This is a genomic window from Halobacillus sp. H74 (assembly GCF_052246715.1).
Lineage (GTDB): Bacteria > Bacillota > Bacilli > Bacillales > Halobacillaceae > Halobacillus > Halobacillus litoralis_A.
Window position 1 is genome coordinate 49,697 of sequence record NZ_JBQQCI010000001.1, and the last position, 24,711, is coordinate 74,407.

General features: G+C 43.3%; 26 protein-coding genes. 6 read left to right on the forward strand and 20 right to left on the reverse strand.

All coding sequences use genetic code 11. The annotated features are described in order from the left end of the window. Window positions 1–476 precede the first annotated feature (476 nt). Window positions 477–806 (reverse strand): helix-turn-helix domain-containing protein, encoded by a 330-nt coding sequence (locus ACTWPX_RS00295; protein ID WP_128525612.1) that lies wholly within the window; start codon window positions 804–806, stop codon window positions 477–479. 257 nt (window positions 807–1,063) lie between these two features. Here ACTWPX_RS00295 and ACTWPX_RS00300 point away from each other — a divergent pair, with 257 nt between their 5' ends. Beyond that, window positions 1,064–1,783 (forward strand): CBS domain-containing protein, encoded by a 720-nt coding sequence (locus ACTWPX_RS00300; RefSeq protein ID WP_128525611.1) that lies wholly within the window; start codon window positions 1,064–1,066, stop codon window positions 1,781–1,783. Window positions 1,784–1,839: 56 nt separating this feature from the next. Further along, window positions 1,840–2,250, forward strand: coding sequence for a PilZ domain-containing protein (locus ACTWPX_RS00305; protein ID WP_443118478.1), 411 nt, complete (start codon window positions 1,840–1,842; stop codon window positions 2,248–2,250). Window positions 2,251–2,331: 81 nt separating this feature from the next. On the opposite strand, the gene ACTWPX_RS00310 is transcribed toward ACTWPX_RS00305, so the two are convergent. The 3 genes from ACTWPX_RS00310 to ACTWPX_RS00320 all read right to left on the reverse strand — a co-directional run bounded on the left by ACTWPX_RS00310 (window position 2,332) and on the right by ACTWPX_RS00320 (window position 7,725). Further along, a complete protein-coding gene (locus ACTWPX_RS00310; protein ID WP_443118019.1) occupies window positions 2,332–5,409 on the reverse strand; it encodes an efflux RND transporter permease subunit in 3,078 nt (1,025 codons plus the stop codon). After that, on the reverse strand, window positions 5,396–6,742 hold the full coding sequence (locus ACTWPX_RS00315; RefSeq protein WP_443118020.1) for an efflux RND transporter periplasmic adaptor subunit: 1,347 nt from the start codon (window positions 6,740–6,742) through the stop codon (window positions 5,396–5,398). The genes ACTWPX_RS00310 and ACTWPX_RS00315 overlap by 14 nt, the downstream gene beginning before the upstream one ends. A 362-nt stretch (window positions 6,743–7,104) precedes the next feature. After that, complete coding sequence (locus ACTWPX_RS00320) at window positions 7,105–7,725, reverse strand: hypothetical protein (RefSeq protein ID WP_443118021.1); 621 nt, start codon at window positions 7,723–7,725, stop codon at window positions 7,105–7,107. Window positions 7,726–7,933: 208 nt separating this feature from the next. Between ACTWPX_RS00320 and ACTWPX_RS00325 the strand changes: the two genes are divergently transcribed. Together ACTWPX_RS00325 and ACTWPX_RS00330 are read left to right on the forward strand one after the other, a co-directional pair. Further along, window positions 7,934–8,113: a YjfB family protein gene (locus ACTWPX_RS00325; protein WP_443118022.1), complete on the forward strand. Its 180-nt coding sequence runs from the start codon at window positions 7,934–7,936 to the stop codon at window positions 8,111–8,113. Window positions 8,114–8,176: 63 nt separating this feature from the next. Beyond that, the gene (locus ACTWPX_RS00330) at window positions 8,177–8,344 is read left to right on the forward strand and encodes a hypothetical protein (RefSeq protein ID WP_443118023.1); all 168 of its coding nucleotides are present in this window, start codon (window positions 8,177–8,179) and stop codon (window positions 8,342–8,344) included. Window positions 8,345–8,493: 149 nt separating this feature from the next. Here the strand turns inward: ACTWPX_RS00330 and ACTWPX_RS00335 are convergent, their stop codons facing one another. Further along, complete coding sequence (locus tag ACTWPX_RS00335; protein WP_128525605.1) at window positions 8,494–8,781, reverse strand: hypothetical protein; 288 nt, start codon at window positions 8,779–8,781, stop codon at window positions 8,494–8,496. A 321-nt stretch (window positions 8,782–9,102) separates the two neighbouring features. On the opposite strand from ACTWPX_RS00335, the gene ACTWPX_RS00340 reads away from it, so the two are divergent. Continuing rightward, window positions 9,103–9,303, forward strand: coding sequence for a hypothetical protein (locus ACTWPX_RS00340; protein ID WP_443118024.1), 201 nt, complete (start codon window positions 9,103–9,105; stop codon window positions 9,301–9,303). A 249-nt stretch (window positions 9,304–9,552) separates the two neighbouring features. On the opposite strand, the gene fabZ is transcribed toward ACTWPX_RS00340, so the two are convergent. Continuing rightward, window positions 9,553–9,975: a 3-hydroxyacyl-ACP dehydratase FabZ gene (fabZ, locus tag ACTWPX_RS00345; protein WP_128525604.1), complete on the reverse strand. Its 423-nt coding sequence runs from the start codon at window positions 9,973–9,975 to the stop codon at window positions 9,553–9,555. A gap of 152 nt (window positions 9,976–10,127) precedes the next feature. Here fabZ and ACTWPX_RS00350 point away from each other — a divergent pair, with 152 nt between their 5' ends. Then, window positions 10,128–10,274: a lmo0937 family membrane protein gene (locus tag ACTWPX_RS00350; protein ID WP_128525603.1), complete on the forward strand. Its 147-nt coding sequence runs from the start codon at window positions 10,128–10,130 to the stop codon at window positions 10,272–10,274. A gap of 109 nt (window positions 10,275–10,383) precedes the next feature. Here ACTWPX_RS00350 and ACTWPX_RS00355 read toward each other — a convergent pair whose 3' ends face one another. From ACTWPX_RS00355 to atpD, 14 genes are all read right to left on the reverse strand, one after another. Then, a complete protein-coding gene (locus ACTWPX_RS00355) occupies window positions 10,384–11,478 on the reverse strand; it encodes a class I SAM-dependent methyltransferase (RefSeq protein WP_443118025.1) in 1,095 nt (364 codons plus the stop codon). Continuing rightward, window positions 11,475–12,806: an FAD-dependent oxidoreductase gene (locus tag ACTWPX_RS00360; RefSeq protein WP_443118026.1), complete on the reverse strand. Its 1,332-nt coding sequence runs from the start codon at window positions 12,804–12,806 to the stop codon at window positions 11,475–11,477. Before ACTWPX_RS00360 ends, ACTWPX_RS00355 begins: the two co-directional genes overlap by 4 nt. A 700-nt stretch (window positions 12,807–13,506) precedes the next feature. Further along, complete coding sequence (locus tag ACTWPX_RS00365; RefSeq protein WP_128525600.1) at window positions 13,507–13,845, reverse strand: DNA-directed RNA polymerase subunit beta; 339 nt, start codon at window positions 13,843–13,845, stop codon at window positions 13,507–13,509. Window positions 13,846–13,865: 20 nt separating this feature from the next. Continuing rightward, entirely contained in the window at window positions 13,866–14,687 is an 822-nt protein-coding gene (locus ACTWPX_RS00370; RefSeq protein WP_443118479.1) for a flagellar hook-basal body protein, read from the reverse strand. Window positions 14,688–14,703: 16 nt separating this feature from the next. Continuing rightward, complete coding sequence (locus ACTWPX_RS00375; RefSeq protein ID WP_443118027.1) at window positions 14,704–15,528, reverse strand: flagellar hook-basal body protein; 825 nt, start codon at window positions 15,526–15,528, stop codon at window positions 14,704–14,706. Window positions 15,529–15,561: 33 nt separating this feature from the next. After that, a complete protein-coding gene (locus ACTWPX_RS00380) occupies window positions 15,562–16,560 on the reverse strand; it encodes a rod shape-determining protein (RefSeq protein WP_128525598.1) in 999 nt (332 codons plus the stop codon). Between the two features lie 251 nt (window positions 16,561–16,811). Then, complete coding sequence (spoIIID, locus tag ACTWPX_RS00385) at window positions 16,812–17,093, reverse strand: sporulation transcriptional regulator SpoIIID (protein ID WP_128525597.1); 282 nt, start codon at window positions 17,091–17,093, stop codon at window positions 16,812–16,814. Window positions 17,094–17,847: 754 nt separating this feature from the next. Further along, on the reverse strand, window positions 17,848–18,777 hold the full coding sequence (locus ACTWPX_RS00390) for a peptidoglycan DD-metalloendopeptidase family protein (protein WP_443118028.1): 930 nt from the start codon (window positions 18,775–18,777) through the stop codon (window positions 17,848–17,850). 225 nt (window positions 18,778–19,002) lie between these two features. After that, the gene (gene spoIID / locus ACTWPX_RS00395; RefSeq protein WP_443118029.1) at window positions 19,003–20,022 is read right to left on the reverse strand and encodes a stage II sporulation protein D; all 1,020 of its coding nucleotides are present in this window, start codon (window positions 20,020–20,022) and stop codon (window positions 19,003–19,005) included. A 126-nt stretch (window positions 20,023–20,148) separates the two neighbouring features. After that, the gene (gene murA / locus ACTWPX_RS00400; RefSeq protein ID WP_443118030.1) at window positions 20,149–21,459 is read right to left on the reverse strand and encodes a UDP-N-acetylglucosamine 1-carboxyvinyltransferase; all 1,311 of its coding nucleotides are present in this window, start codon (window positions 21,457–21,459) and stop codon (window positions 20,149–20,151) included. Between the two features lie 34 nt (window positions 21,460–21,493). Further along, complete coding sequence (locus ACTWPX_RS00405; RefSeq protein ID WP_443118031.1) at window positions 21,494–22,204, reverse strand: YwmB family TATA-box binding protein; 711 nt, start codon at window positions 22,202–22,204, stop codon at window positions 21,494–21,496. 108 nt (window positions 22,205–22,312) lie between these two features. Further along, on the reverse strand, window positions 22,313–22,546 hold the full coding sequence (locus ACTWPX_RS00410) for a DUF1146 family protein (RefSeq protein WP_128525592.1): 234 nt from the start codon (window positions 22,544–22,546) through the stop codon (window positions 22,313–22,315). Window positions 22,547–22,798: 252 nt separating this feature from the next. Further along, complete coding sequence (locus ACTWPX_RS00415; protein WP_128525591.1) at window positions 22,799–23,203, reverse strand: F0F1 ATP synthase subunit epsilon; 405 nt, start codon at window positions 23,201–23,203, stop codon at window positions 22,799–22,801. Window positions 23,204–23,283: 80 nt separating this feature from the next. Further along, a complete protein-coding gene (atpD, locus tag ACTWPX_RS00420) occupies window positions 23,284–24,696 on the reverse strand; it encodes a F0F1 ATP synthase subunit beta (protein WP_443118032.1) in 1,413 nt (470 codons plus the stop codon). Window positions 24,697–24,711 lie beyond the last annotated feature (15 nt).

Below are 24,711 nucleotides of genomic sequence, written 5' to 3' on the forward strand. Positions count from 1 at the left end.
ATGGTAGCATTTTTAATTCGCAAAAGCTCCCTACAATCAAGATAGTTTCGAGATACTTGTAAGAGTGGATGGTGGGTGGGATATGTTAAACTCTCCTCTTGTACTGAAAGTTTTCTATACTGAAAAAGTGATTTCGAGAAACAATTATAGCAAGGGTCGGCGGGGAATGGTGAGACTCCTGCGGGAAGAGAGTGCTTGGTGAGATCCCGGAAGGCGAAAGCCTGAGGAATCTCACCGCGCTCCCGCGGAAAGCGAGTCATTCCCCGCCGATTCGACCCACTCACTAAACATCTTGAAATCAAGTCTTCCAGATAAGAGAGCTTATATCAAAAAATCAACACTGAAATTTAACAGAGCAGAAATAAAAGAAGGTCGTGGTTTTCACGACCTTCTTTTATTCTGCTTATATGGAACTGATAACAAAGTCCGCTGAGCATATAAAGATAGCCTGACTCTTTGTAATGAGACAGGCCGATTTATTTATTCTGATGGATTTTCCATTTATTGAATTCCAGATACTCGCGGAATTGCTCTTTTGATATACCTGAGTTCATAGCTTCTTGCACGAGGTGCGTCCAATCTTCATCAAGTGTTTCGTCTTTTGGTTCTGCTTCCCCATGTAACAAGAAATTTATAGAGACATCTAATTCCTGGGATATTTTAGTCAGAAATTGAACAGACGGATTCGTTTGGATATTCCGTTCGATCGAACTTAGATAAGATTTGGCGACACCCGCTCTTTCAGCTAATTCAGATAGCGACATATGTCGGTCTTTACGTATTTTCTTAATTCGTTCACCGATCATACTCTCACCTTCTTTCTTAGTAATTTGAGTATAGCATATTTTAAAGGTTCGTTCTATTTAAAGCACAAAAATCCTGAGGGAGTCCTAGATTTGTTCAATCAAGTTACAAATGTATACTCCGTATTCCTCACCTTTTATTATCGTCTCTTCTTAATGATTATTTAAGTCCTGGGCATATTTTGTTCTTTTTACCCAATATGAGTGAGATGTGGCCAGAAAAGATATACTATAGGGAAACGAGGAAAAAGGTGAGCAAGATGAATGAAATTGTGGAACAGTTCGAAGTCACATTCAATCAAATCCATCAGCATTTGAAGGAATTGAACGGCTTCCCGAAAAATGATAATTTCGCTGAACTCCTACAACGATCAAAATTGAAGCACAGTGTGATCCGTGTTCACTTCGATCAACTGAAGCAATATGCGAAGTTGAGAAATGCAATCGTGCACGAGCGGATCAGTGGAGATTACTTTATTGCAACACCTCATAAAGATGTTGTCGAGCATTTGAAGAAAATTAAACAAACGCTTGATCAACCGCCTGAAGCCCTTGATTTTGCGACCCGTCCCGTCCTTTTCTTTAAAGAAGATACAGCTATTACACATATCATAGAAGCTTTTGATCAGCACGGAATTTCGCAATTTCCTATTTATACTAAAGAGCGGAATTTTCTCGGGCTGCTCACAAATGATGGCATCGTTCGCTGGCTCTCTCAAACGATGGTAGACGGCCATGCACGGTTGGAAGACATCACCCCAAAAGAGGTGTTACATCACGAAAAAAATACTAATGTAGAGTTTTTAGGAGCAAATGCGACCGTTTTCGAGCTCGAAGAACGTTTCGAAAAAAGCTTGGATGAGGATCGGAAGCTAAAAGCTGTCATTTTAACGGAGTCAGGAAGTCCTGATGACTTGCCGATGGGTATTGTCACAACATGGGATTTGATTAAAGTCGACCGCCAGGAGGACGATGAATGATCTGTTTATCAGAATCATAAGGAACATGATTGAACGCCCGGCTGTTTAGGTATATGATGGAAGCAACAACTATTTGGAGAAGGGAATGTTCGATTTTGCACGAACGCAGACATGAGCCTTTCCGTTACCCCTTCCACGTACCACTCCCGGGGTTTTATAACAAAAAAACCAACAGACATATATCCGGTCCTATAAGCATTAATGATATAAGTATGAACGGCTTACGTTTTTCTGCCGCTCCCGAACCCGGCTTGTCCACGAAAGATGAAGTATTTCTTTCGTTCATCTATGAAAATGAGACATTCACAGCAGAAGGCAGAGTCATTTGGTTGAAAATGGAAGACCAAAACATGACATGTGGCGTCCATGTATTCGGATTTCCGGAACGTTTGAAAAATATCATCCAACAACTTGGAGATTCACTTGATGAGGTCACAAATCCACTGTTGGAATCACAGTCTCCATAATGGAGGCTCTTTTATTTGGCTTTTTTTAGGGACCTCAAGTCATCCAAATATTGGATGACTTGAGGTCCCTTGAATTTCCATTTATTCCTTTGCTGCTCTGCGACGGAAGAATTCTGTCACTTTCGTCGATAAATCATCGAAATACGTATAGACGACCGGGATAAGCACAAGTGTAAAGAAACTTGAAACGGTCAACCCGAAAATGATCGTGACTGCTAGTGGCTGCTGAGCTTCTGCCCCTCTACCAATACCAATGGCCAGTGGGACCATTCCTAAGATTGTCGTCAATGTCGTCATCAAAATCGGACGCATCCGGTTAGGACCTGCTTCCAGAATTGCTTCATACCGATCGTAGGATTTCCGTCTTAGAATATTAATGTAATCTACTAAGACGATCGCATTGTTGACCACAATACCTGCCAGCATAATGATCCCGACAAAGGCAGGCAGGCTGAATGGCAATCCTGTCATAAACAACCCGCCTGAAATTCCAATGACAGTAGCAGGGAGTGAAAACATGATGATAAAAGGAAATAGGAAGTTTTCAAACTGAATCGCCATTACAGCATAAACAAGAAAGATTGAAAAAATCAGGGCCAGAGATAAGTCACCAAAGGCATCCTGCATATCCTGAGCTTCTCCCCCGATGCTATAGGAATACCCATCAGGAAAATTCAATCTCTCCAATTCAGCTCTAACTTCTTCTGTTGCTGTACCTAAATCGCCATCTCCGATTTCCGCTTCCACATTCACTTGAGGCTGCTGGTTTTGGCGGAGAAGCGATACAGGGCCTTGAACTTGATTCAGCTCAGCTATCGTCGCTAATGGAATCAGGGCACCATTCGGTGTTTGCACAGGCATCCCCTCTAAATCTGCAATGGTCTGCCTCTCTTCTTCCGGTAAAATGAATCGGACATCGATTTCATCCGCTCCATCTCGATATCGTGTCGCAATTTGCCCATTGAAACCCAGTTGGACTTGTCCAATCACTTGTTGATCGGTCAAACCATACTGTGCCGCTTTCTCTTGATTGACATCAATTTGCATTTCAGGACGGCCCTCCTCAGTCGATGAGGTGGCATTATTGACTCCATCAATTTCATTCATCATATAAGCAACTTGGCCGGCCAGCTGGTCCAACACTTCATATTCAGCACCATTCAATTGAACTTGCAATGGTGCACCAGTGCCTAGACCTGCATCCATCTCACTTACCTGAATTTCAGCTCCTGGGATACTTGATAGAGATTCATCTATTTCTTCCATCACTTGCTGTGTCGTTTTGTCCCGTTCTCCTGGTTCGACAAGCTGGATCGTATAGGAGGCAAAATCTGAAGACCCATTGCCTACACTCCCCATGCCGCCACCGCCGATCGACAGATAACTGACATCAATGATCTCCTGGAAATCCTCGATACGGGAATCCACTTCCTCAGTGAGCGCCTCTGTTTCTTCCATTGACGTACCTTCTGGCATGTTGACCCGGACTTCGACCTGTCCTTGATCAGAAGGCGGAATGAACTCTGTTCCTATCAGCGGAATTAAAGCGACACTGCCTGCGATGAGTGCAGCGGTGATCGCGAGTGTGGTTTTCCTGAATTTCAGCACCCAGCGTAATATCGATCGGTATCCATCATTGACTTTATCAAGAAACCGATCGAACCAATAGCGGCGCCCGTTCTCTTTTAATGATTTGGTAAGCAATTTTGACGAAAGCATCGGAATCAACGTTACAGAAACAGCGAGTGATGCGATTAAAGCGAACATGATCGTCAGCGCCAGCGGTGTGAACAGTTCTGAAGCGATGCCTTCAACAAAAATAATCGGAAGAAAAACCACTAGTGTAGTGGTTGCAGAAGCTACAACTGCAGGAGCAAGCTCTGACGCTCCTTCTTTGGCCGCCTCCACCATCGAGTAACCCCTCTGCCGATAACTGACGATGTTCTCTAAAATGACGATCGAGCTGTCCACCATCATTCCGATCCCGAGAGCAAGGCCTCCCATCGTCAACACATTCAATGTTTCTCCAGTGAAGTACATTAAGGTGAAGGTGGAAATGATGGCAATCGGAATCGATAGCCCGATGACAAGGGTTGCTCGTATGCTTTTAAGGAAAAGCAGGAGCACGAGTACCGAGAAAATCCCACCAAGGATGATGTTCAAAACGACACTATTGATGGATATTTTTATGAATTCGGACGTGTCGAGCACGATATCTGTTCCGACACCTTCTGGAAGATCGCCTTCCAACTCATCCATAGCCGTGCGTACGTTATCGGATGTCTCCACTGTATTCGCATCCGTTTTTTTCAGGATGGACAATACTACTGAGGAAGATCCGTTCACTTTGCTGATTGTATTCGAATTGGTCAATGTTTCTTTGACCTCGGCAATTTGATCAAGCGTGACTTGAGCCCCTGTCGGCGATTGAATAATAGTACTTTTCACATCGTCAATGGAACCGAATTCCCCATCTATACGAATTTGCAGATCTTTTTGTCCTTTTTCGATACTCCCTGCTGAAGCGGACTGGTTACTCGCATTCAGCGCTTGAATCACCGTTTGAGAATCAAGGCCGTACTGAGCCATCTGGGCTCTATCAACAAGAACCTGAGCTTCACTGACTTTACCACCCTCAACACTTACAGAAGCGACACCTTCCTGCCTTTCCAGAAAAGGTACGAGCCGATTTTCAGCGATTTCCTGAAGTTCTGCCGGCGTGTCTCCTGATAATCCGACAGTCATGATCGGCAGTTGCTGGGGATCGAATCGCAGTACGCTTGGATCTGTAGCTCCTTCCGGAAGAAGATCTGTAACCTGATCGACATTTTCACGGACTTGGAGCAAGGTACTATCTAAATCCACACCTGTGTTAAATTGTAATAAAACGAGTGAAGCTCCAGCCTGAGATTGCGACTGAAGCACTTCAAGCCCTTCAATACTGCTTACCGATGATTCCACAGGTCGGCTGACGAGCTTTTCCACCTCTTGAGGGGCCGCCCCCTCGTAAGATGTAGAAACGACAGCAATCGGCAAATCGATTTCAGGATAAAGATCGATGGTCAAACTCCTCAGTGATACGAAGCCAAGAGCAAGAATAGCCGCAACAACCATAATGACGCCAACTGGTCTTTTGACAGAAAGATTAACGAGCTTCATCAGAGTCTTCCTCCTTCATGATGCTCACCTTATCTCCATCAGAAAGGGTCAACTGGCCCGTCGTAATCACTTCAGCATTTTCCGGGAGATCAGCTGAAATAGCAGTGAAATCTGATTGCCCTTCCAAAACTTCGACATCCACACGTACCGCCTTTTCATCCACCACGTGGTACACATAAGTGGCGTCATTTTCTTCTACAACGCTGTCAGTCGGCACTATTAACGTATCTTCAACCACATTTTCCGGCAGCAGGAATGTTGCCATCATGCCTGGCTTAATTTTTTCTTTATCATTACCGACAGTAGCTTCCACCGGATACAGACCGGTATCATCCGGTACGGACGATACATAAGCTACTGTTGCTGTCACTTTCTGATTTAAAGAAGAAATCTCTACCTCTATTTCTTCTCCTTTTTCAAACAAAGGCAGTTGTTCAGCCGTGACAGATGCTGTGACTGTCATCGGGTTCAAACTGACGACTGTGGCAAAAGGCTGTTGGTTCGTAACAAAGTCTCCTTCGCCGGCGTTCATAGTAGAGACTTCTCCTGTGGCAGGTGCTGTAACAGCCTCATTGGAAGCCTGGTCCTGTGCCTGGCTTAGTTGGACGTTCGCTTGTTCGACCTGCAGTTCCGCTTGGTCAACAGCTACACGTGCCTGCTCAAACTGCTGTTCAGCCTGATCAACCTGTGCCTCAGCTTGTCCTGCAGCTGATGAGGATTGGCCTTTTTGCCCTTGTAATTGCTGGTACTGAGCTTTCGCTTGATCTGCTCTATTTTGCGCCTGTTCATAAAGGGCTTCAGGGACGGTTCCTTCCTCCACCAACTTCTTTGTTTCATCTGCAAGCTGCTGGGCTTGCTCGTATTGTTGTTGAGCAGCCTGAGCCGCTTGAGCAGATTGACTTGCTTCTGACTGGGAAGCTTGTTCAGCAAGATCTACTTGCTCCTTTGCATTTTCAACTCCCCGTTCTGCCTGTCGTTCAGATATTCGAGCATTTTCCAACTGTTTTTCTGCTTGTTGAACAGCCAACTGTTGAAGTTCCACCTGGCTCTCCCCTGTCCCAGGGTCCACGACACCAATCGTTTCCCCTTCTTCTACCCGGTCACCTTTAGAAACGTTCAGTGTTACCAGTTCGCCTGGGGTCCGCGCTGTCACAGGTGACGAATCAGCTGATGTAGCACGCCCGACTATTTTGCGATCGACAACAAAGTCCTCTTTCTTAATGTTCTCTACCTCTACAGGAGTGATTCGTTCCTCGACATCTTCACTTGCATCCTCCTGTGTACAAGCGGTTACAAAGATGAGCAGCACTATCAAAATGGACAACCGTTTCATTCAATACTCCCTCTCATTAAAACTTTCAATAACAAACATCTATGTTATTCTCGCACTTTTCCGACTTAAGTATATACTCCCCTGCAAACAAGCTTAAAATCCCGATATTTTAAGACTATCTCCACACTGACCAAGTAGTCATAATTACGATTAATGTTACTAAACTGCGAATTGTAATGCAACTTGTAGGATGGAATCGAAATTGACAAAATTGTGTCTGATTCAGTCCTGTTACTGTTCATTTTTACTGTGGAATGATATGAATAGCTGCCCGGCATATCCCCATCCCTAATTTAAGGACTGTAACGATGGAAAGCAGAGGACAGAAAAAAAGCCGAACCCTTATAGGTTCGGCAAAGCATTCATTGTAGATTGTTCCCGATCTGAGCTACAATCAAATCCAGTTTTTTGACTTTCGGCAGATCATATTCCGGAAAACGCTCATCAAAATGGGCAAAGAGCGGCTCTAAAGCTTCATCTTCCAGTAATTCTTCGTAAGTTTTGAACGTATGCTGATATTGGCGGATGTACCGTTTCATTTTCTTATCGAACCCTGACAAGTGATATGTTGATGAATAGTCAAAAGCTTTGACAATGTCACTATCATACGTCGGAAAACTAGGGTTGAGGGTGTGCAGCATTGAGGCTGCTAAAGGAAACTGCATGGTAGGATTCCCTTTGTGGTTCTTCACTTCATATAAACTCTTTGTAATTTGAACGATGTTCGGTCGCTCATAACCCCTTTGTTCTTCCATCAGCTTGAAGTAGTAGTTTTCAAACTCTTTCGTCAAACTCGGATTGTCCAATCGGAAAAAGTGACGGAAGATGAATTGATACAATGTGTCGTCCGGGACGTACGTATCTTGATAGACGGTATGGAGGTAAAGATACACGTCCAGTTTTTCAAGCGGTATTCGATTCACCACTTTTTCGTGATCTTCTAATAATAAATCTTTCAAGTCGTTCGCCGTTCTGTATTTCATCAATAATCACCTCTATTCGCTTATTCCACACAATTGAAACAGGGAAACCCCTAAAAGAAAAGATTCTATAACTATCTCTAATTCTATTTTACATAAGAAACAGTTATATTCCAAAGGAAATCAAATATCCGAACTGAGAAAAACGAGTCCGGGATTTTGCTTGAGGACATTTCTGATTAACCGATAGTAGAAAGGAAGGAGGGATTTAATGGACATTGCAGCCTTATCAATGGCGATGAGCACCACCCAGTTAAAACAGCAATCCAGCTTGGCAATGATGGACAAAGTTAAGGGTGATGCAGAAGAGAGAGGGAATCAAATGGTGGAGATGCTTGAACAATCCGTTCCTCATCCTGACCTTGGTAACCGTATTGATGTAAAAGGATAAGCATAAGGAAGGCAGTGGTTGAGAGCCGCTGTCTTTCTATCTATCAAGAAGGAGCTGTCATTGATGGCAAAGAAATTAGCTTGGACTGGATTCATTATGTTTATGGCAGGGATCGGGATTTTTCTAATTAACTTCATGACACCCTTCCACTTCCTCGTCCCCCTGCTCACCATTGGCGGTATATGTATAATGGCAATTGCCACAATCCTTTCCATTAGACGTGAGACGTGATCGAATAAAGCAGGATAATAAAAAAATTCACCCGAGCCGGGAGAAAGATGAAGTGTATCGTTACGAAGGATGGGGAGTTTTCGCATTTTAATAATGAAAGCACTTTTGACAAATAAAAAAAAGCCGCTAAAAACAGCGGCTAAGTAAGTTTACTCATTATTGTTTTCGTCTTCCATGGTGTCTTCGTTAGTGGCGCCATCTTCACCATTTCCGTTTTCACCATCAGTCATATCACCCTGGTCTTCTTTCTTATCATCATTCTTGTTCATGTCGTTTTCTTCAGTGCCCTGGTCTTCCATATCTCCATTTTCGTTGTTATTTCCTTCTTCCACGTTTTCCTCAGTGCCCTCATCCTGCGGTTCTTCCTCCGAAGCACAAGCACCAAGCAAAGAGATGGCCAAAATTGCAACCGAAAGTTTTAATAGCAATGCTTTCATTGGTGATTCCTCCTTTTTAATGATTACGAAATCTAGTATGTCCCATATTGGGAAAATTCATCCATAAAATCAAAAATTATATAAAAAAACTACTACAGCCTCCTGTCTGAATATAGAAGGTCCGACTATGTTATGATTCAGCTTTAGAGATCACCATTCAATTAAAGCGTCATTTGCTATGTTAATTTTGATAAAGCGATAGGAAAACGGGATTCGTGCTAAAGTGAATGAAGATATCGTAAGGAATTTGTACTGAAAGCAACATGGCAGCTGCTTTTTCGTCAGGAAGAAAAGAGTGATTGGTAGAGAGGGTGATAATAAATGATGATCGTCAGTTTCCTTCTTATCGGCTGGATATTAAGTTGGTTTAAATTCAATCGAATGTTCATCCAAGCATTTAAAGAGTTGTTTAATAAGGAAATTACTATTTCAAGCTATTATTTCATTTTCTTTTGTGTCGGTACCATTGGTGACTTGATTTTATTTATAAGAGGAGTATATGATATTTGGTTATATCAATAATAATTGCCTTCAGTGTAACAATGGAATATAAAACAGAACGAGACGGGGACAATACGATAACTGCCACTGGTATAGACGAACAATAAAGTAGAATGGATCAAACGGAGCGTATGCATTTATTGCTTCATAAAGAAAACCCGAACGAATTCGGGTTTTCTAGCGGAAAAATTCTTTTGTCACAGCCTCGTTTTTTACTTACTATTTGTACTGTTATTTAAACTATTTAGATTGACAGCGGATTTTTTGTGCTTATTTCAAGGCAAACATGATTTCCGCTTCACAAGCAACTTCTCCATCAACAGAAGCTGTAGCTTTACCTTTCCCCATCGGGCCTTTGATCCGAACGATTTCCACTTCCAGTTTCAAACGGTCCCCCGGTTTCACTTGGCGTTTGAAGCGACACTTATCAATGCCTGTAAAGAAAGCGAGTTTCCCCTGATTTTCTTCTTTTTTCAACATGGCTACTGCACCCATTTGTGCTAAGGCTTCTGTAATCAGCACTCCAGGCATTACCGGATAATCCGGGAAGTGACCTTGGAAAAAGGGTTCATTTACGGTTACATTTTTGTACCCGACCGCACGCTCTCCTTCTACGAGTTCTTCGACTTGATCAATTAACAGAAAAGGATAACGGTGGGGGATAATTTCTTTGATTGCTTGTATGTCTAACATCATCTGGCTCCTTTCTTCTTTCATTACTTTATTATAAGGGTACAACCACTATGGGACAAAGTTTTTTCGGGGTTTCTGTTTTAGATAATGAGAAATGGGAAATTATATCTCTAAGTTCACATTTTACAACATTAGAAAAGGAGGGACTCCTCATGCTTTGGACCATCTTGATAGTGCTCCTTGTACTTTGGTTGCTCGGTGTAATCGGCGGTATTGCAGGTAATTTGATTCACCTGCTGCTGGTCATTGCTCTTATCGTTCTTATTGTACGTCTTGTACAAGGACGGGGAGGATTATAGGGGTAAAACCATAATCACTCCGCCATGTTTAAGCAAAGTAAACCTTTGAACGGTGAAAAAACCGCTGAGACTTAATAATCTCAGCGGTTTTCTTTGTGTTATAAGTTTTTCAGGAGCTTCGAGTAAGCTCAGACTGGTCAAATGAACTTGTTGCCAAAGTCTGTTCTGAACTGCCGGCCATTCGCGTGTGCTTCATTTCTTTGACCGGGCTGGAAGGACTCATCCAGCATGTGTACCATGATCCTTCTTTTATGACGGGGTCCAAATCAAAAAGGTCATAGCTGCAGTGCTCAGATATTTCTTTAAGTTCGTTTTTGTTCGGTAATGAGAAAAGATTGGAATGAGCTACAAAAAAACTGTTGAAGGCAGAGGAAAAGGCTTCCCCATGTTCTGTTTCATTGATAGGAGTGATGACAGAAAGCAGCCCCTGCCCCCTCACATAGTGATGAAGATGATTCAATAACTCTCTCCTTGACGAGGGATGAATATAATGAAAAATATTATGCAATAAGACAACATCCACCTTTTCATCATTCGCAGGCTTCCATTCATTGATATCCCCGACTTCAAATTGAATGTTCGGAAATTCTTCTGATAGCTCTCGCGCACGGTCGATTACTTTTTGGTTGATATCGACACCAGTCATCTGAACATGTGGAAACTCCGCAGCCAGCTTCCTCAGGTACCCCCCATGTCCACATCCAAGATCGACGATGGTTTCTACCTTTTTATCCCGAATCATTTTCTTGATCTTTTTAATGGCGAAGTGTTCCAGCAAAGCTGATGTCTCAGCCACGACTCCCCCGTGAAGGTCATGATTGAACTCCGCACGTTCATGCGATTTCATGATAGCAGGGTATTGCAGCATCGTAGGGAAATGCAGTTCCATCATCTCTTTCAGTAAAGCTTTCACACCAGGAGAAGCATCATTTCCCATCAGGCTGGCACATCTTCTTTTAGACGTGCGGTAGCGGTCGTTCGGTCTTTTCTTCAAATGTTTAACAGCTACACCGACTTTCACCCAGGAAGCCAATAAATCATGAGGATATCCTGTTTTCTCACTGATGGCTTCTACCGTCCGCGCACTTTCGAATTCATCAAATAATCCTAATTCTGACCCGACATACGCATGCCAACTCGGCAGAAAGGACTCATTTTTTTTCATCCACTTTCTAGCCTGCATGACGTTTATCCACTCACTCATGTAATCATTCCTTTCTCATTCCTTTTCCAGGGATAATCTTCCGCTTCAGAGAAAAGATACTGGTGCTGTTTATGATCCGATACCTTTATCTTTCTCGCCGGAAGCATACTTCCTTGTATCGCTCGATCCAGCAAATTGAAATCCCATCTTCCAAGCCCGGATATATTCAGCATTTGTTTGACATGAAGCTGATCATCATCATAAATACGCTGCACTGCAAGCATTCTGAACTTACGCCACCATTCATATTGAAAGGAATATACAAGAGCGGACAAGTGACTCAAGGTCAGTAAAAAGGAGACACGAGGTCTTCTGACATCTTCATAATAATGAAGATGGTCGGTATAGCGCTTATTTTCTTCCTTGCACCATGCCAATAGTTCTCCAAGCACATCTGCATCCTGGATCGCCAAGTTCATTCCCTCACCAGCCATCGGATGAACCGTGTGAGCCGCATCTCCGATAATAGCCAAACTGCCTGTATAATAACGATCTACATGATAAGTGTAAGGGATCATCAACTGGACTTTTTTCCAGTCCTTAATATTTCTTACACCTGCGGACAGTTCCGGTTCCAGTTCACTATAAGCTTGATAAAGATACTCCAATCCCTTCTCCTTGATCGTCTTATACTCTCCTGCTTTAATGAGGAAAACAGTCCTCACTTCATTATCAGGTAAAGGGAATAAGCCGAGAAAACAACTGGTACTCGTAATGATTTTACCTTTTGTAAAATCTTCTGGCCTGGGTATCGTCACGGTCAGAAAATGGTGGTTATAATCTTTCCGTTCCACTTGGACATTCATGGCATCACGTGTAGGCGAACTTCGACCTTCCGCCCCTATGTACACCTGAGCCTGGATATGGAATGTTTCCTTTCTCCGCTTCACTTTTGCCATGCCATTTTCAAATCCTAAAAATCTCGTTCCGGGTAGATAATGAAAATACTCTTCATATGACTTTCCTTTATTCCTGAGGATCTCTTTAGTCTTCTCATGGGGCACCATCAACGCATGATCGTAATTACTTGCGACCCTGCTATAATTCAGTTCTGTAAGATTGATTTCCTGAGGCAGTTCTCCATGATTGCGATTCACCTCCTGGAACCTCAATTGATCGATAGGATGTCCGTTTTCTTCAATTTGGTCTAACACTCCCAGGCGCTCAAGGATGGCTAATGTTTTCGGTTGAATAAGCTCTCCTTTATAAGCGTTGGATTCCTTAGATAACTGTTCTGCAATGACGACGTGGACACCCCGTCTCGCTAATTTCACAGCCAGCGTCAAACCTCCGACTCCTCCACCAGCAATGAATACCTCTGTTTTCAAGCCTGTACCCTCCCTTCTGCGTCAACTCGTTGTATGTTTTTCATTCCCTAAATCATAAGTTGAAAACATCTGTGGGGTTGAATATGTTAGATAAGACTGGATTTCGAGAATATAGTGTGAATAAGGGGGCTGCGGGAAACGATTCGCTTTCCGTGGGCGTGCGCTGAGCCTCCTCAGGCTACACCTTCCGGGGTCTCATCTAACCCGCGTGTCTCACAGGAGTCTCATCGTTCCCCTCCGCCCCCCTGCCATATAACGTACCTCGGCGCCGTTCAGTGTGCTATCTATTATTGGAATGGCAGTGAATTGCTCAGCCGCCTAATGTAGAGTCCATTGAAAGAAGACCACTTGTTTTTGGAGAAAAATCCTTTTGTGAAGTGATTTATGCACCCTAGCCACCTAGAATACCAACCTCTGAACGTCGGAGACTCATTCTGAAAAGGGAGGGGCCATTCTTCAAGAACAGATGGGTTGTCTGGGCGATAGAGCTAGACGAGTTGGTTCCCGGCCAGCCCACCTCCTCATAACGCAGCGGACCCAAAGTGTCTTAATAGCTGAGTCACCCAGATAAAAAGGGGACTTCCGTGGAGTGAGAGAGGGAGTTTCTTTCTCATATAAAGAAAAAACACGAGCCAGGTTGGCTCGTGTTCGCATAGAAAGGCTGTTTGCACATATAATGTAGGACAAGCTGCCTTCTTCTCTATTCCGTTTTCGTTACAAAATTCCAAATATGTTTCCACGTATCCATTTCCAGCGCATCTGTTGGGTTTCCTTCACCGATCACACCGTAACCGACCATCAATCCTAACACTAAAGCGACTGCACTGAAGAGCAGGACAAGGATGATACGCAGCCAAATAGGCAGAACGCGGCGGCGTCCTTTCTTTGAAGCTTTTTCTTCCTTCACAGATTTTTGCTTCTTGGACGATTCTTTCTTCGCTGTATTCTGTTTCGTTGCTTCATCTAGGGCTTTACGCTTTTTTTCTCTTTCCTGCTCTTTATTAAGCTTTTTCCCTTTTGAATTAGGATTTGTTGCCATGGTCGTCATACTCCTTACGTTTATGATCTCAGTTGATTAACAAGCCCCATCATCTGATCACCTGTCGATATGGATTTCGCATTGAATTGGTAAGCTCGCTGTGCCATCAACATATCTGTCATTTGTTTCGATACATCCACATTGGATGCCTCGAGTGTCTTGTTTTTCATTTCAATATCGCCACGGGGCAGGTCTTCCATGATTCCATCCGGGTTTATACCATCCGGAATTCGGAAACGGTTATCTCCTGCCGCTTCAAGCATACGAGGACGGACTGCCTCTGTGACGCTAAGCTCCCCTTCTACCGCCTGTCCATCTCCGCGCTTCACTAGAATGGAACCATCTTGATCGATAGAAATCCCTTGGAACCCTTCTTCTAAGACAATATTCTCTCCATCTGCTCCGATTACCGGATGTCCATTAGAGTTTGTGAGCAGGACTTGTCCGTTGGCGATCGGATTCAAATAAAAGTTACCAGCTCTCGTAAATTGGGTCTCTGGCCCGGTTTCTGTCTCAACACGAAGCTGAAATAAATGATTATCCCCTAAAAGGGCAACATCCAGGTCTCTCCCTGTATTTTGCAGGCTCCCTTGTCTATAATCGAGGTTCGTATGTCCAAGTCTAGCACCTGCCCCTATTCTGACACCTTCCGGGGTTGTACGTCCAACCTGAGCATGCTCATGTGATTGATTATCGATTTGTTGAAAAAGTAACGAAGAAAAGTCAGCGCTTCGACTTTTATAGCCCGTGGTCTCACTATTAGACAAGTTATTCCCTATCAAATCCAACTTGCTTTGCAGCTGCCCCATTGTGACTGCTGATTGGATCATCGAACGATTAATCAATGCTGACACTCCCTTAACGTATTCTACCGATTTCAGTCACTGTTTTCTGCATGCTCTGGTCATACGCTTTTAACACACGTTGATTCATTTCGAACGAGCGATATGTATTCATCATTTCCGTCATCGTTCTATTAGCATCCACATTCGACTGCTCAAGGAAATTTTGCCGTACATTGAATTCTACAGCTCCATTTTCTCTTGCATTCTCGACCGGCTCACCATTTTCTGCCGCTTGGAACAAGTCATTTCCTTCTTTCACCATACTCCCAGCTTCAGGGCTGTAAGAAAGTCCAAGGGGAATTTCCTGTCCATCAACCGTCAAGGTACCATTTGAAGAAAGATCGAACTCCATCCCGCCAGTGTTGATCGGGCTCCCTGTATCATCAAGCACATAATACCCTTGATTCGTTGTTAAGAACCCTTCTCCATCCACAGTGAAGTTACCATTTCGAGTATATCTTTCTTCTCCTGCTTCGTTTTGTACATTAAAAAAAATTGAGCCTGATTCATCAGGAACTGTTCCCTGGATAAGGGCGAAATCTGTGCCGACACCTGTTTCCCTTATGTCTCCCTGGGCAAACGAGGGAATGGCTTCTTGCATATATACACCTGTGTTAAGGGACCCTACATGGCCGCGTACAGGTACATTAAACCCTCGTGACACAGGAATCGATTCGCTTCCCATTTGCTCAATCAAAAGCTCTGGAAATGCCCTCATCGTTCCTTGATCCGCTTTATATCCTGGAGTATTGGCATTCGACATATTGTTCGACAATGTTTCCTGCATGCGTTGATTCGCCATCATACCTGAGGCAGCTGTGTAAAATCCTCTTAACAAGGTGATCGCTCCTTCCGTAGTGGTCCGTGTGAATTAGAACTTCGTAGAAATACGCTTATCGATATTTTCAAGCATGATGCCTGTACCAGTAGCTACGCAGTCCATCGGCGCTTCAGCAACAAGGACAGGAACTTTCAATTCTTCTGCAAGCAGCTGGTCGATGCCATGGAGAAGTGCACCGCCTCCTGTCATAATCACTCCACGGTCGATGATGTCTGCAGATAATTCAGGTGGAGTGCGCTCCAGCACTTGTTTAGCAGCTTGAATGATGACTTGAACAGATTCACGCAGCGACTTTTCTATTTCATTAGAATTAACGGAAATCGTACGTGGCAATCCTGACACCATGTCACGCCCGCGGATTTCGATTTCCTCATTCCTCGAACCTGGAAATACAGTTGCTACACTTATTTTAATGTCTTCTGCCGTACGTTCACCTATGAGGAGCTTGTATTCTTTCTTAATGTATTGCAGAATTTCATGATCAAACTTATCTCCGGCCATTTTGATAGAAGAAGCCGTGACAATATCACCCATGGATAGTACAGCGACATCTGTCGTGCCACCACCGATATCTACAACCATATTTCCACTCGGTTGGAAGATATCCATTCCGGCGCCGATCGCTGCCACCTTGGGCTCCTCTTCTAGATATACTTTTTTTCCGCCTGATTTTTCTGCCGCTTCTTTGATAGCTTTCTGCTCCACTTTGGTGATATTCGTCGGGCAGCAGATCAACATGCGCGGTTTGGATAAAAAGCCCCGCACATTAGTTTTTTGAATAAAATGCTTAAGCATCGCTTCTGTCACATCAAAATCAGCAATGACACCATCCTTCAGCGGGCGGATAGCTTCAATGTTTCCTGGCGTACGTCCCACCATTCGACGAGCTTCTTCCCCCACCTCAAGTACTTTACCTGTATTACGGTCCATAGCCACCACAGACGGTTCATTCAATACTATTCCTTTACCTTTCACATGGATGAGCACATTGGCTGTACCAAGGTCAATTCCTATATCTCTCGCAAACATGTCCTGTAGATCCTCCCTATTGTAAAAAAGCATAATCGCCCCTTGAAACATAGCAGGTCTTTAGGAGCTGCTATGCGGGCAATGAAATCGAAACTTCGATAACTTATGTTTCCCAATTGTTGAAAGTATATTTCCATTTAAATATTGCACATCTAATTCTATATTCTATCACAAAATTACGACATTCGTCTTATGGGAAATGAAAAAAGTTACCAAGTATCGAGGAATTTTGACAAAGGGAGGTGTCCTGCTTATAAAAGGGGCTGGACTGGTTGATCATCCAGGAATTGTGACTTGTACTTTCTGCGTGTCGCTTCTCCACCGCGCAAATGACGTATTTCTTTATGGTGATCGAGAATTTTCTTTACTTCCTTAGCTAACTCAGGATTCACCTCAGGAAGTCTTTCTGTCAAGTCTTTATGGACCGTACTCTTTGAAACGCCAAATTCCTTGGCGATCACTCTCACCGTTTTTTTCGTTTCAATAATGTGTTCCCCAATCTTGATGGTCCTCTCTTTGATGTAATCATGCACTCCACTCGCCTCCTGTGATTGACTATCCAGGGGAGGGGCTACTAGAAAAGCGCTTTTATTAGGTTATAGGGGTGGTTTACTCTAGATGTCTTTTCATGATGTATCACCCTGGATGTTACCGAGTGCTCGGTTATCCTCATTGTATTAATAAAAGTTCCCAGATATGCCACAGGATGCAAGGACTGATGAATTAGACCAATTCAGCTGTTGTTGTGTTTTCATAAGCTGTTTTATAGAAGTCGGCGAAGTTCTTCACTTATTCCATTAAAGCGTCATAAGGACAAAAAGCTGTTGTTTATATAGGAGGACCGTCACCTTCACCCTCCTTCTTTGAGTTGCTTTTCCTGTCCGGGGTTCCAGGTAATTTCTCACCGATCAGTTTTAAATTACGAGCGATAATAACTAAAATGAGTAAAATTCCAGCCAATAGGATTTCACCATATTTCCTCACTCCTCACTACGGGTTTCTTACCTTCACTTGCAAATGAAAAAAGAAACTTTTTTTGCTTACAGTAACATAAAACAGAAATCCATTGAATTCCCGGCGAAAATTTTCATATGAATAATGATAGCTTTAAGCAGCGATGGAAGCATTCACCATGAATAGCAAGAACAGAACCTTTTGAGAATTGAAGATAGATATAGTGGATTTACAATTACGTTGGGGCTTTTTACCGTTGCAAGAGGATGGAAAACATGAGGGAATAGAGTTTTTTAACCAAAAAAAAAAAAATGAGGGCATAACCCTCATTTTTTAAGCTTGAGTATTAGAGATGGAAGATGCACTATCTTCATCTGGAGTTTGCTCTTCTTCTTCTGATCCAGGAGTAGTATCTTCATCGCTATTTGTTTCTTCATCTGTTGGTTGTTCTTTATCTTCTGTTGGTTGTTCTGTGTCTTCTGTTGGCTGTTCTGTATCTTCAGTAGGCTCTTCAGATGGTGCTTCTTCTTCTTCTGAAGCTTCATCTGTCGGCGCTTCCTCTTCCTCTGTCGCTTCTCCAGCCTCATCCGCAATTTGGCTCATTGGTTGACCAAAGAAATCTTCCGGGTTTACCGGTTGGCCATCACTACGAACTTCGAAGTGGACGTGGACACCGCTTGCTTGTCCAAAGGAATTACGACCTGCTGCCCCGAGTGCATCCCCTTGAGAAACATCAGAACCGGCCAAAACTTCAACCTCTTCTAAACTAGCATAGACCGTTACCAAATTGTTATCATGTTTGACTTCGACGACATTCCCATAAAGTGGGTCTTCTTTCACTTCTGTGACTGTTCCTGATAGAGCAGCTGTTACTTCAAATGCTTCTCCATCTTCTCTAGTAATATCTACGCCTTCACTTTGGTAGTACTTATTGTTGTATAGGACCAGTGCACTTTCTTGATCTTCCTCGGACGCGTCATAGTCATAGAATTTTGTGACAATCGAAGCTGTTTGCTCATCTGCTACCGGCATTTCCAAGTTTTCCTGATTGTCCATGACTGGCACAGAATCCTGACCTTTGTCATTTGTCAGGTATTCATCTTGCACTTCAGACTGTGGCTGCTCAGCGATTTTGTCTTCCAAATCACTCGCTCCCTGCTGATACCAGAACACTCCTACTAGAACTAATGCGGCTACGGACAAATACAAAGCTGGATACAACCATTTCTTGCGCATCAAGCGTTTAAACTTTAATTTTGTCACGCTTTTTTTACCTTCCTCTTTCATGTTCATCACCTCAAAAACCATTCTGAACACTTATGAGGGATTATATACATTTAGAAGAAAATTTTATATGAATTACTCTGTAGAAATTCTTATCAAGCCCCTTTTTTCAATGATTATTCAGTTATGAAACAAAAGGAAAAATGTTGAGTCACCCCATCCCTTTTCTCATATCATAAAAAAAGAGCTGCCTCTGCAGCTCGCTCAATTGACTGGTTTTTCCCCGTTAAGAGAAGCCGTCTGTGTACTCAATGGGGAAATTTCAATGTCTTGATAATAGTGGTGGATGATCTCTTTATAATCTTTCCCCGTTTTTGCCATGCCGTTAGCTCCATATTGGCTCATCCCTACGCCATGTCCGTAACCTTTAGTTGTGAAAATAACGTGTTCGCCTTTTTGTTGAATAGAAAAATCACTGGAAGGCAGCTCGAACTTTTCACGGATTTCTCTCCCGGAAAATGTTTGAGAACCTAAGTGTACTTCATCTACACGATTTCCTTCTGTTTTGGTCATCGTAGATTGTTGGATACCCGCACCTACGCTGACTCCCAGCGTTTGTTCGAGCTGAGCGACCGTAATGATTTTTTGATCTGAAAATTTAGGTGACCCTTGATCCCAGGGGCTTTCTACACTTTTCAAATAAGGAATGTCATGCTCCCAGTAATCTCCCGCATTTTCTGTAAAACCATTACTCGTCGAAAAGAAAGAAGCTTCGATCGGTTCCCGTTCATATGTTATGATTTCGCCTGCTGTCGCTTTCACGGCCTGGTTGATTTTTTCCATATTATCAGCATAACTGTCCTGCCACAAAGTTCTCAGTTCTTTATCATCCTTATACACTTGATGAGAAACCGTATCAGTCACATCTGCTTCAGAAGAAACCTTTTCTCCTTCGACTAAGTGACGAGTTATATATGTCCTCGCCGCCAATGCCTGCGCCTTCAATGCCTCCATCTCAAAATTAACCGGCATTTCAGAAGCCACAACGCGAGAGACATAGGTTTCCAGAGGGACTTCCTCCACCTTTTCCGTCTCACTTCTCCACACACTTACAGAAAAGGCGGAATCTTCAACCTCTGCCACTTGCTCAGTGGGTGGAGTTTCTTCCACTTTCTCGGTATTACCGGAATTTGTAAAGGGGACGACGATCAGTGTAGGTATAATAAGCATAGTTGCAAATAAGCTGCATAAAGCAATCAGTCCGATTCCATTATTTTTTTTCATCCGCATCCTCCTGGTCACAAAGTAGATCCCTCTACTAAAATGTATCCAGAAATGAAAGATGATAGAACTAAAAATGCTCGCCTATTTCAAAAATATTGAAACAGGCAAGCAATCATGATGTATATATTATAATGTCGATACTGATTCGCTTGGTTCAGCTTCTTCCATATACACTTCTTCTTCTTTGACTCGTTCAATGTCAGCGCCAATTTGTGCTAATTTCTCAGTGAATTCCACATAACCGCGATCCAAGTGCTTCAACTCAGTTACTCTTGTGTAACCATCAGCGACTAACCCAGCCAAAATCAGGGCTGCCCCAGCTCGCAAATCTGTTGCTGCAACCTCTGCCCCTTGCAGAGAAGACGGTCCTTCAACGATTACACTGCGGCCTTCAATTTTCAGGTTAGCATTCATGCGGCGGAACTCTTCCACATGCATGAAACGATTTTCAAATACCGTTTCAGTAATGACGCTTGTTCCCGTGGCATTTAACATAAGAGCCATCATTTGTGACTGCATATCAGTCGGGAAACCTGGATGCGGCATCGTTTTGAGGTCTGTAGCTTTCAAGATGTCAGGACCGATGACTCGCAGTCCATCATCTTCCTCTTGGATGATGACGCCCATTTCTTCCATTTTAGAAACGAGTGAACGCAAGTGCTCATGCATCGCACCTTTTATAAGGACATTCCCGCCTGTTATGGCAGCAGCAACCATGAATGTTCCTGCTTCAATACGGTCAGGGATAATCGTATGGGTAGCTCCCACAAGCTTCTCTACACCTTCGATTCGAATGGTCTCTGTCCCCGCACCGACAACATGTGCCCCCATCTTATTCAGGTAGTTGGCCAAGTCGACGATTTCTGGTTCCTTTGCGCAATTTTCCAAGATTGTCTTTCCATCTGCCAAAGCGGCGGCCATCATGACGTTCTCTGTTGCACCAACACTTGGTACATCAAAGTAAATCTTGGCGCCTTGCAAACGACCTTTCACTTCGGCTTCGATATACCCGTTTCCTACGGTTACTTCAGCTCCCATAGCTTCAAAGCCTTTCAAGTGCTGATCGAGTGGGCGTGATCCAATCGCGCACCCACCTGGCAATGCAACTTTAGCACGGCCATACCGGGCCAAAAGTGGTCCCAATACAAGAACAGAAGCACGCATTTTCCTTACGTATTCAATTGGTGCTTCAGTAGACAATTGACCTGAAGCATCCACAGTCACTGTATTTCCTACCATATTTACATCTGCATTCATATGTCGAATGACTTGATTAATTGTATATACATCAGCTAAAGCAGGTACTTCATGTAGTACGCTTTTTCCTTCACTTGCAATTATACTTGCTGCGATGACAGGCAGTACGGCATTCTTAGCACCTTCTGCTTTCACGGTGCCGGTCAGCTGCCTCCCACCACGGACGATGATTTTTTCCAAGGTTCATTCTCCTCCGCGTCCTTATTCACTATTATTAATATTCAGCAGTAATAATGGGTGTGCCAATAGTGATGGTTGTCTCCCCGCCCAAAGTTCTTGTAGCAAACTGAACATTTACAGTTTGATCCCCTACTGGCAAGGTATGACCCCATTGATTTGTATAGCCGGATCTGCTAGTCCAACCGTTTTCGTCGTCGATTTCATTTATTGTTGTAATATTGAATGCTTGTTCGAATTTTTCATAGACTAAAACATCATTCATAATACCACTATATGTCGCTTTAAGACAAGAGAAAATAGTGACATTTTTCGAGAAAAATCGACTTTTCACTTCATTTACAATTTTTGTATCATGTTTACTTAATGAAGGTTTTCCCTGACCTTGCACGGTGTAAACCATTTCTGTACTGCTCTTCTTATTTGTAGGATAGATCAATATATAAGTTTCGACGAAGTTTTTGTTTTTTTGACTGTCCGTAATTGTATATTTTGTCGCGTTTGTCATTATTTCTTTTTGAATTATCGGTCGTTCAAAAAGCATCGTCATATCTGCTTTGATTCTTTCTGCTTCTTCTGGTGTCGTCTTTTCTTTCATTGTGATCGTCCACTCATTCACATCTAGCTGCTTATCCGCAGCAAATGACGAAAACTCCATAATGACTTCTTGAATTTCTGTCATTTCCTGTGGATAAGCACCTGTTCCTATAATAAGTAAAGCGATAATTCCAGCAAACATACTTTTCATCTTTAAATGCCTCCCCAAGCATTGACTTACTATAAGTTTGGCCTGAGAAGACAACAATCATACGATACAATTCCTAACAACATTAGACAATTTCACACATGTATGGTGCTAAAACAAATAGACAAGACTGTTCGACCATGATATGAACTCTAAAAAGAAGTTACTGACCGCTGTACCTAATGCGATGGTAATCATAATAATCAAAGCCCTGGCCTCAAATACCCGATCTTTTTTGAAAAAAGCATCAAAGTTGACCGATTGCAAAACTCTCCATGTTATGACAATGAAAATTAAATGTGATGTCATACTAAGCAAAGCTTCTTCAGCAAAGTATTGTTCCAAAACGATCACTCCTTTCTACTGTTTGTCGACATGTCCTTCTTTACGTCAAACTTTATTCGTAGAAGAAGCCAACAGACGACAAAAGAAGGAATATTCCGCTTCATTTCCCGGGCAATAAAGATGGATTCCCTTCATTTTGACTTTTAAACCCAGCGTTTGCTGACGATTCGAGGATGATAAAGTTTGTTGATTCACCAAAGTCTTATCATGTCATAAATTTCACTAAAAAACTGCTCTCAAGATGAAAGCAGTTTAGAAGTTATTTTCATAAACATGCAAACGATTGATGGCTCGCTTGAGTGCCATTTCAGCCCGTTGGAAATCAATATCGGCTTGTTTATCTTGCAGGCGACGCTCGGCACGTTCCTTTGCCATCCGGGCACGGTCGATATCAATATCCGAAGGTTTTTCAGCTGATTGAGCCAGGATTGTCACTTTATCAGGACGAACCTCTAAAAACCCACCGCTGACTGCGATCCGATCGGACTTACCTTCCCCTTTTAAGCGAACAGCGCTGATGGTTAGCGGAGCTACCATAGGGATATGTCCAGGTAGAACCCCGAGTTCTCCACTTTCCGCCTTACAACTAACCATTTCAAATGCATCTTCCAACACCGGGCCATCAGGAGTGACTACACTCACCGTCAGTGTGCTCATTCGTATTCCTCCTTGGCTGATCATGAAGAGAAGGGAAGCTCATCAACAAGTAAAGTCTTCCCTCTCTGTCATTGAACTGTTTATTGCATTTGTTTTGATTTTTCTACGACGTCTTCGATACGGCCGACAAGTCGGAATGCATCTTCAGGAACATCGTCATATTTGCCGTCAAGAATTTCCTTGAAGCCTTTGACTGTTTCTGAAACAGGCACGTAAGAACCAGGTTGTCCTGTGAACTGTTCAGCTACGTGGAAGTTCTGAGAAAGGAAGAATTGTACACGACGTGCACGAGATACTGTCAATTTATCCTCATCAGATAACTCATCCATCCCGAGGATAGCGATAATATCTTGAAGTTCTTTATAACGCTGAAGCGTACGTTGAACTTCACGAGCTACATCATAGTGCTCGTCTCCAACAATCTCAGGGTCCAAGGCACGAGACGTAGAAGCCAGTGGATCTACGGCTGGATAGATTCCTTGCTCTGAAAGTTTACGTTCAAGGTTTGTGGTTGCGTCCAAGTGTGCGAAAGTCGTAGCTGGTGCAGGGTCTGTATAGTCATCGGCAGGTACGTAAATCGCCTGGATCGATGTAACAGATCCCTTGTCTGTAGAAGTGATTCGCTCTTGAAGCTGACCCATCTCTGTTGCCAAGGTCGGCTGATATCCAACAGCTGAAGGCATACGACCGAGAAGGGCAGATACTTCCAGACCACCTTGGGTAAAGCGGAAAATATTATCGATGAAGAAGAGTACATCCTGTCCTTGTTCATCACGGAAGTATTCAGCCATAGTCAGACCGGATAGAGCAACACGCATACGCGCTCCAGGCGGCTCGTTCATTTGACCGAATACCATTGCTGTTTTCTTAATTACACCTGAATCCGTCATCTCGTAGTAAAGGTCATTACCTTCACGTGTACGCTCTCCTACACCAGCAAACACGGAAATACCACCATGTTCTTGAGCGATATTATTGATCAATTCCTGGATCAAAACGGTTTTACCTACACCGGCACCACCGAACAATCCGATCTTACCACCTTTTACATAAGGGGCAAGAAGGTCAACGACTTTAATTCCTGTTTCAAGGATTTCAGTCTCTGTCGCCAGATTTTCGAATACCGGAGCAGTACGGTGGATCGGGTCACGACGAACCTCATTTCCAAGGGGTTCATCCAAGTCAATATTTTCACCAAGTACATTGAATACCCGACCAAGCGTCACATCTCCTACAGGGACAGAAATAGGGCTTCCTGTATCTGTAACCGGTGTGCCACGCATGACACCTTCTGTTGATGACATGGCTACTGTACGGACAGTGTTGTCACCCAAGTGAAGGGCGACTTCCAATGTAAGGTCTACGTTTGATTCATTTTCAGATTGCGCGTCATATTGGACGTGCAATGCGTTGTTAAGATCTGGGAGTTGGCCGTCATCGAAGGTTACGTCAACAACCGGTCCCATAATCTGAGTCACGCGTCCTTTACTCATCGATTTCCCTCCTAA

What these genes read in the sequence shown, in the direction of transcription:
- ACTWPX_RS00415 (WP_128525591.1), bottom strand. Translation starts at nt 23,203, where the DNA reads ATGAGCACACTGACGGTGAGTGTAGTCACTCCTGATGGCCCGGTGTTG.
- ACTWPX_RS00325 (WP_443118022.1), top strand. Translation starts at nt 7,934, where the DNA reads ATGGACATTGCAGCCTTATCAATGGCGATGAGCACCACCCAGTTAAAA.
- spoIID (WP_443118029.1), bottom strand. Translation starts at nt 20,022, where the DNA reads ATGAAAAAAAATAATGGAATCGGACTGATTGCTTTATGCAGCTTATTT.
- ACTWPX_RS00355 (WP_443118025.1), bottom strand. Translation starts at nt 11,478, where the DNA reads ATGAGTGAGTGGATAAACGTCATGCAGGCTAGAAAGTGGATGAAAAAA.
- ACTWPX_RS00305 (WP_443118478.1), top strand. Translation starts at nt 1,840, where the DNA reads ATGGAAGCAACAACTATTTGGAGAAGGGAATGTTCGATTTTGCACGAA.
- ACTWPX_RS00335 (WP_128525605.1), bottom strand. Translation starts at nt 8,781, where the DNA reads ATGAAAGCATTGCTATTAAAACTTTCGGTTGCAATTTTGGCCATCTCT.
- fabZ (WP_128525604.1), bottom strand. Translation starts at nt 9,975, where the DNA reads ATGTTAGACATACAAGCAATCAAAGAAATTATCCCCCACCGTTATCCT.
- ACTWPX_RS00380 (WP_128525598.1), bottom strand. Translation starts at nt 16,560, where the DNA reads ATGTTTGCGAGAGATATAGGAATTGACCTTGGTACAGCCAATGTGCTC.
- ACTWPX_RS00340 (WP_443118024.1), top strand. Translation starts at nt 9,103, where the DNA reads ATGATGATCGTCAGTTTCCTTCTTATCGGCTGGATATTAAGTTGGTTT.
- ACTWPX_RS00295 (WP_128525612.1), bottom strand. Translation starts at nt 806, where the DNA reads ATGATCGGTGAACGAATTAAGAAAATACGTAAAGACCGACATATGTCG.
- ACTWPX_RS00300 (WP_128525611.1), top strand. Translation starts at nt 1,064, where the DNA reads ATGAATGAAATTGTGGAACAGTTCGAAGTCACATTCAATCAAATCCAT.
- ACTWPX_RS00310 (WP_443118019.1), bottom strand. Translation starts at nt 5,409, where the DNA reads ATGAAGCTCGTTAATCTTTCTGTCAAAAGACCAGTTGGCGTCATTATG.
- ACTWPX_RS00315 (WP_443118020.1), bottom strand. Translation starts at nt 6,742, where the DNA reads ATGAAACGGTTGTCCATTTTGATAGTGCTGCTCATCTTTGTAACCGCT.
- ACTWPX_RS00350 (WP_128525603.1), top strand. Translation starts at nt 10,128, where the DNA reads ATGCTTTGGACCATCTTGATAGTGCTCCTTGTACTTTGGTTGCTCGGT.
- ACTWPX_RS00330 (WP_443118023.1), top strand. Translation starts at nt 8,177, where the DNA reads ATGGCAAAGAAATTAGCTTGGACTGGATTCATTATGTTTATGGCAGGG.
- ACTWPX_RS00405 (WP_443118031.1), bottom strand. Translation starts at nt 22,204, where the DNA reads ATGAAAAGTATGTTTGCTGGAATTATCGCTTTACTTATTATAGGAACA.
- ACTWPX_RS00320 (WP_443118021.1), bottom strand. Translation starts at nt 7,725, where the DNA reads ATGAAATACAGAACGGCGAACGACTTGAAAGATTTATTATTAGAAGAT.
- ACTWPX_RS00365 (WP_128525600.1), bottom strand. Translation starts at nt 13,845, where the DNA reads ATGGCAACAAATCCTAATTCAAAAGGGAAAAAGCTTAATAAAGAGCAG.
- atpD (WP_443118032.1), bottom strand. Translation starts at nt 24,696, where the DNA reads ATGAGTAAAGGACGCGTGACTCAGATTATGGGACCGGTTGTTGACGTA.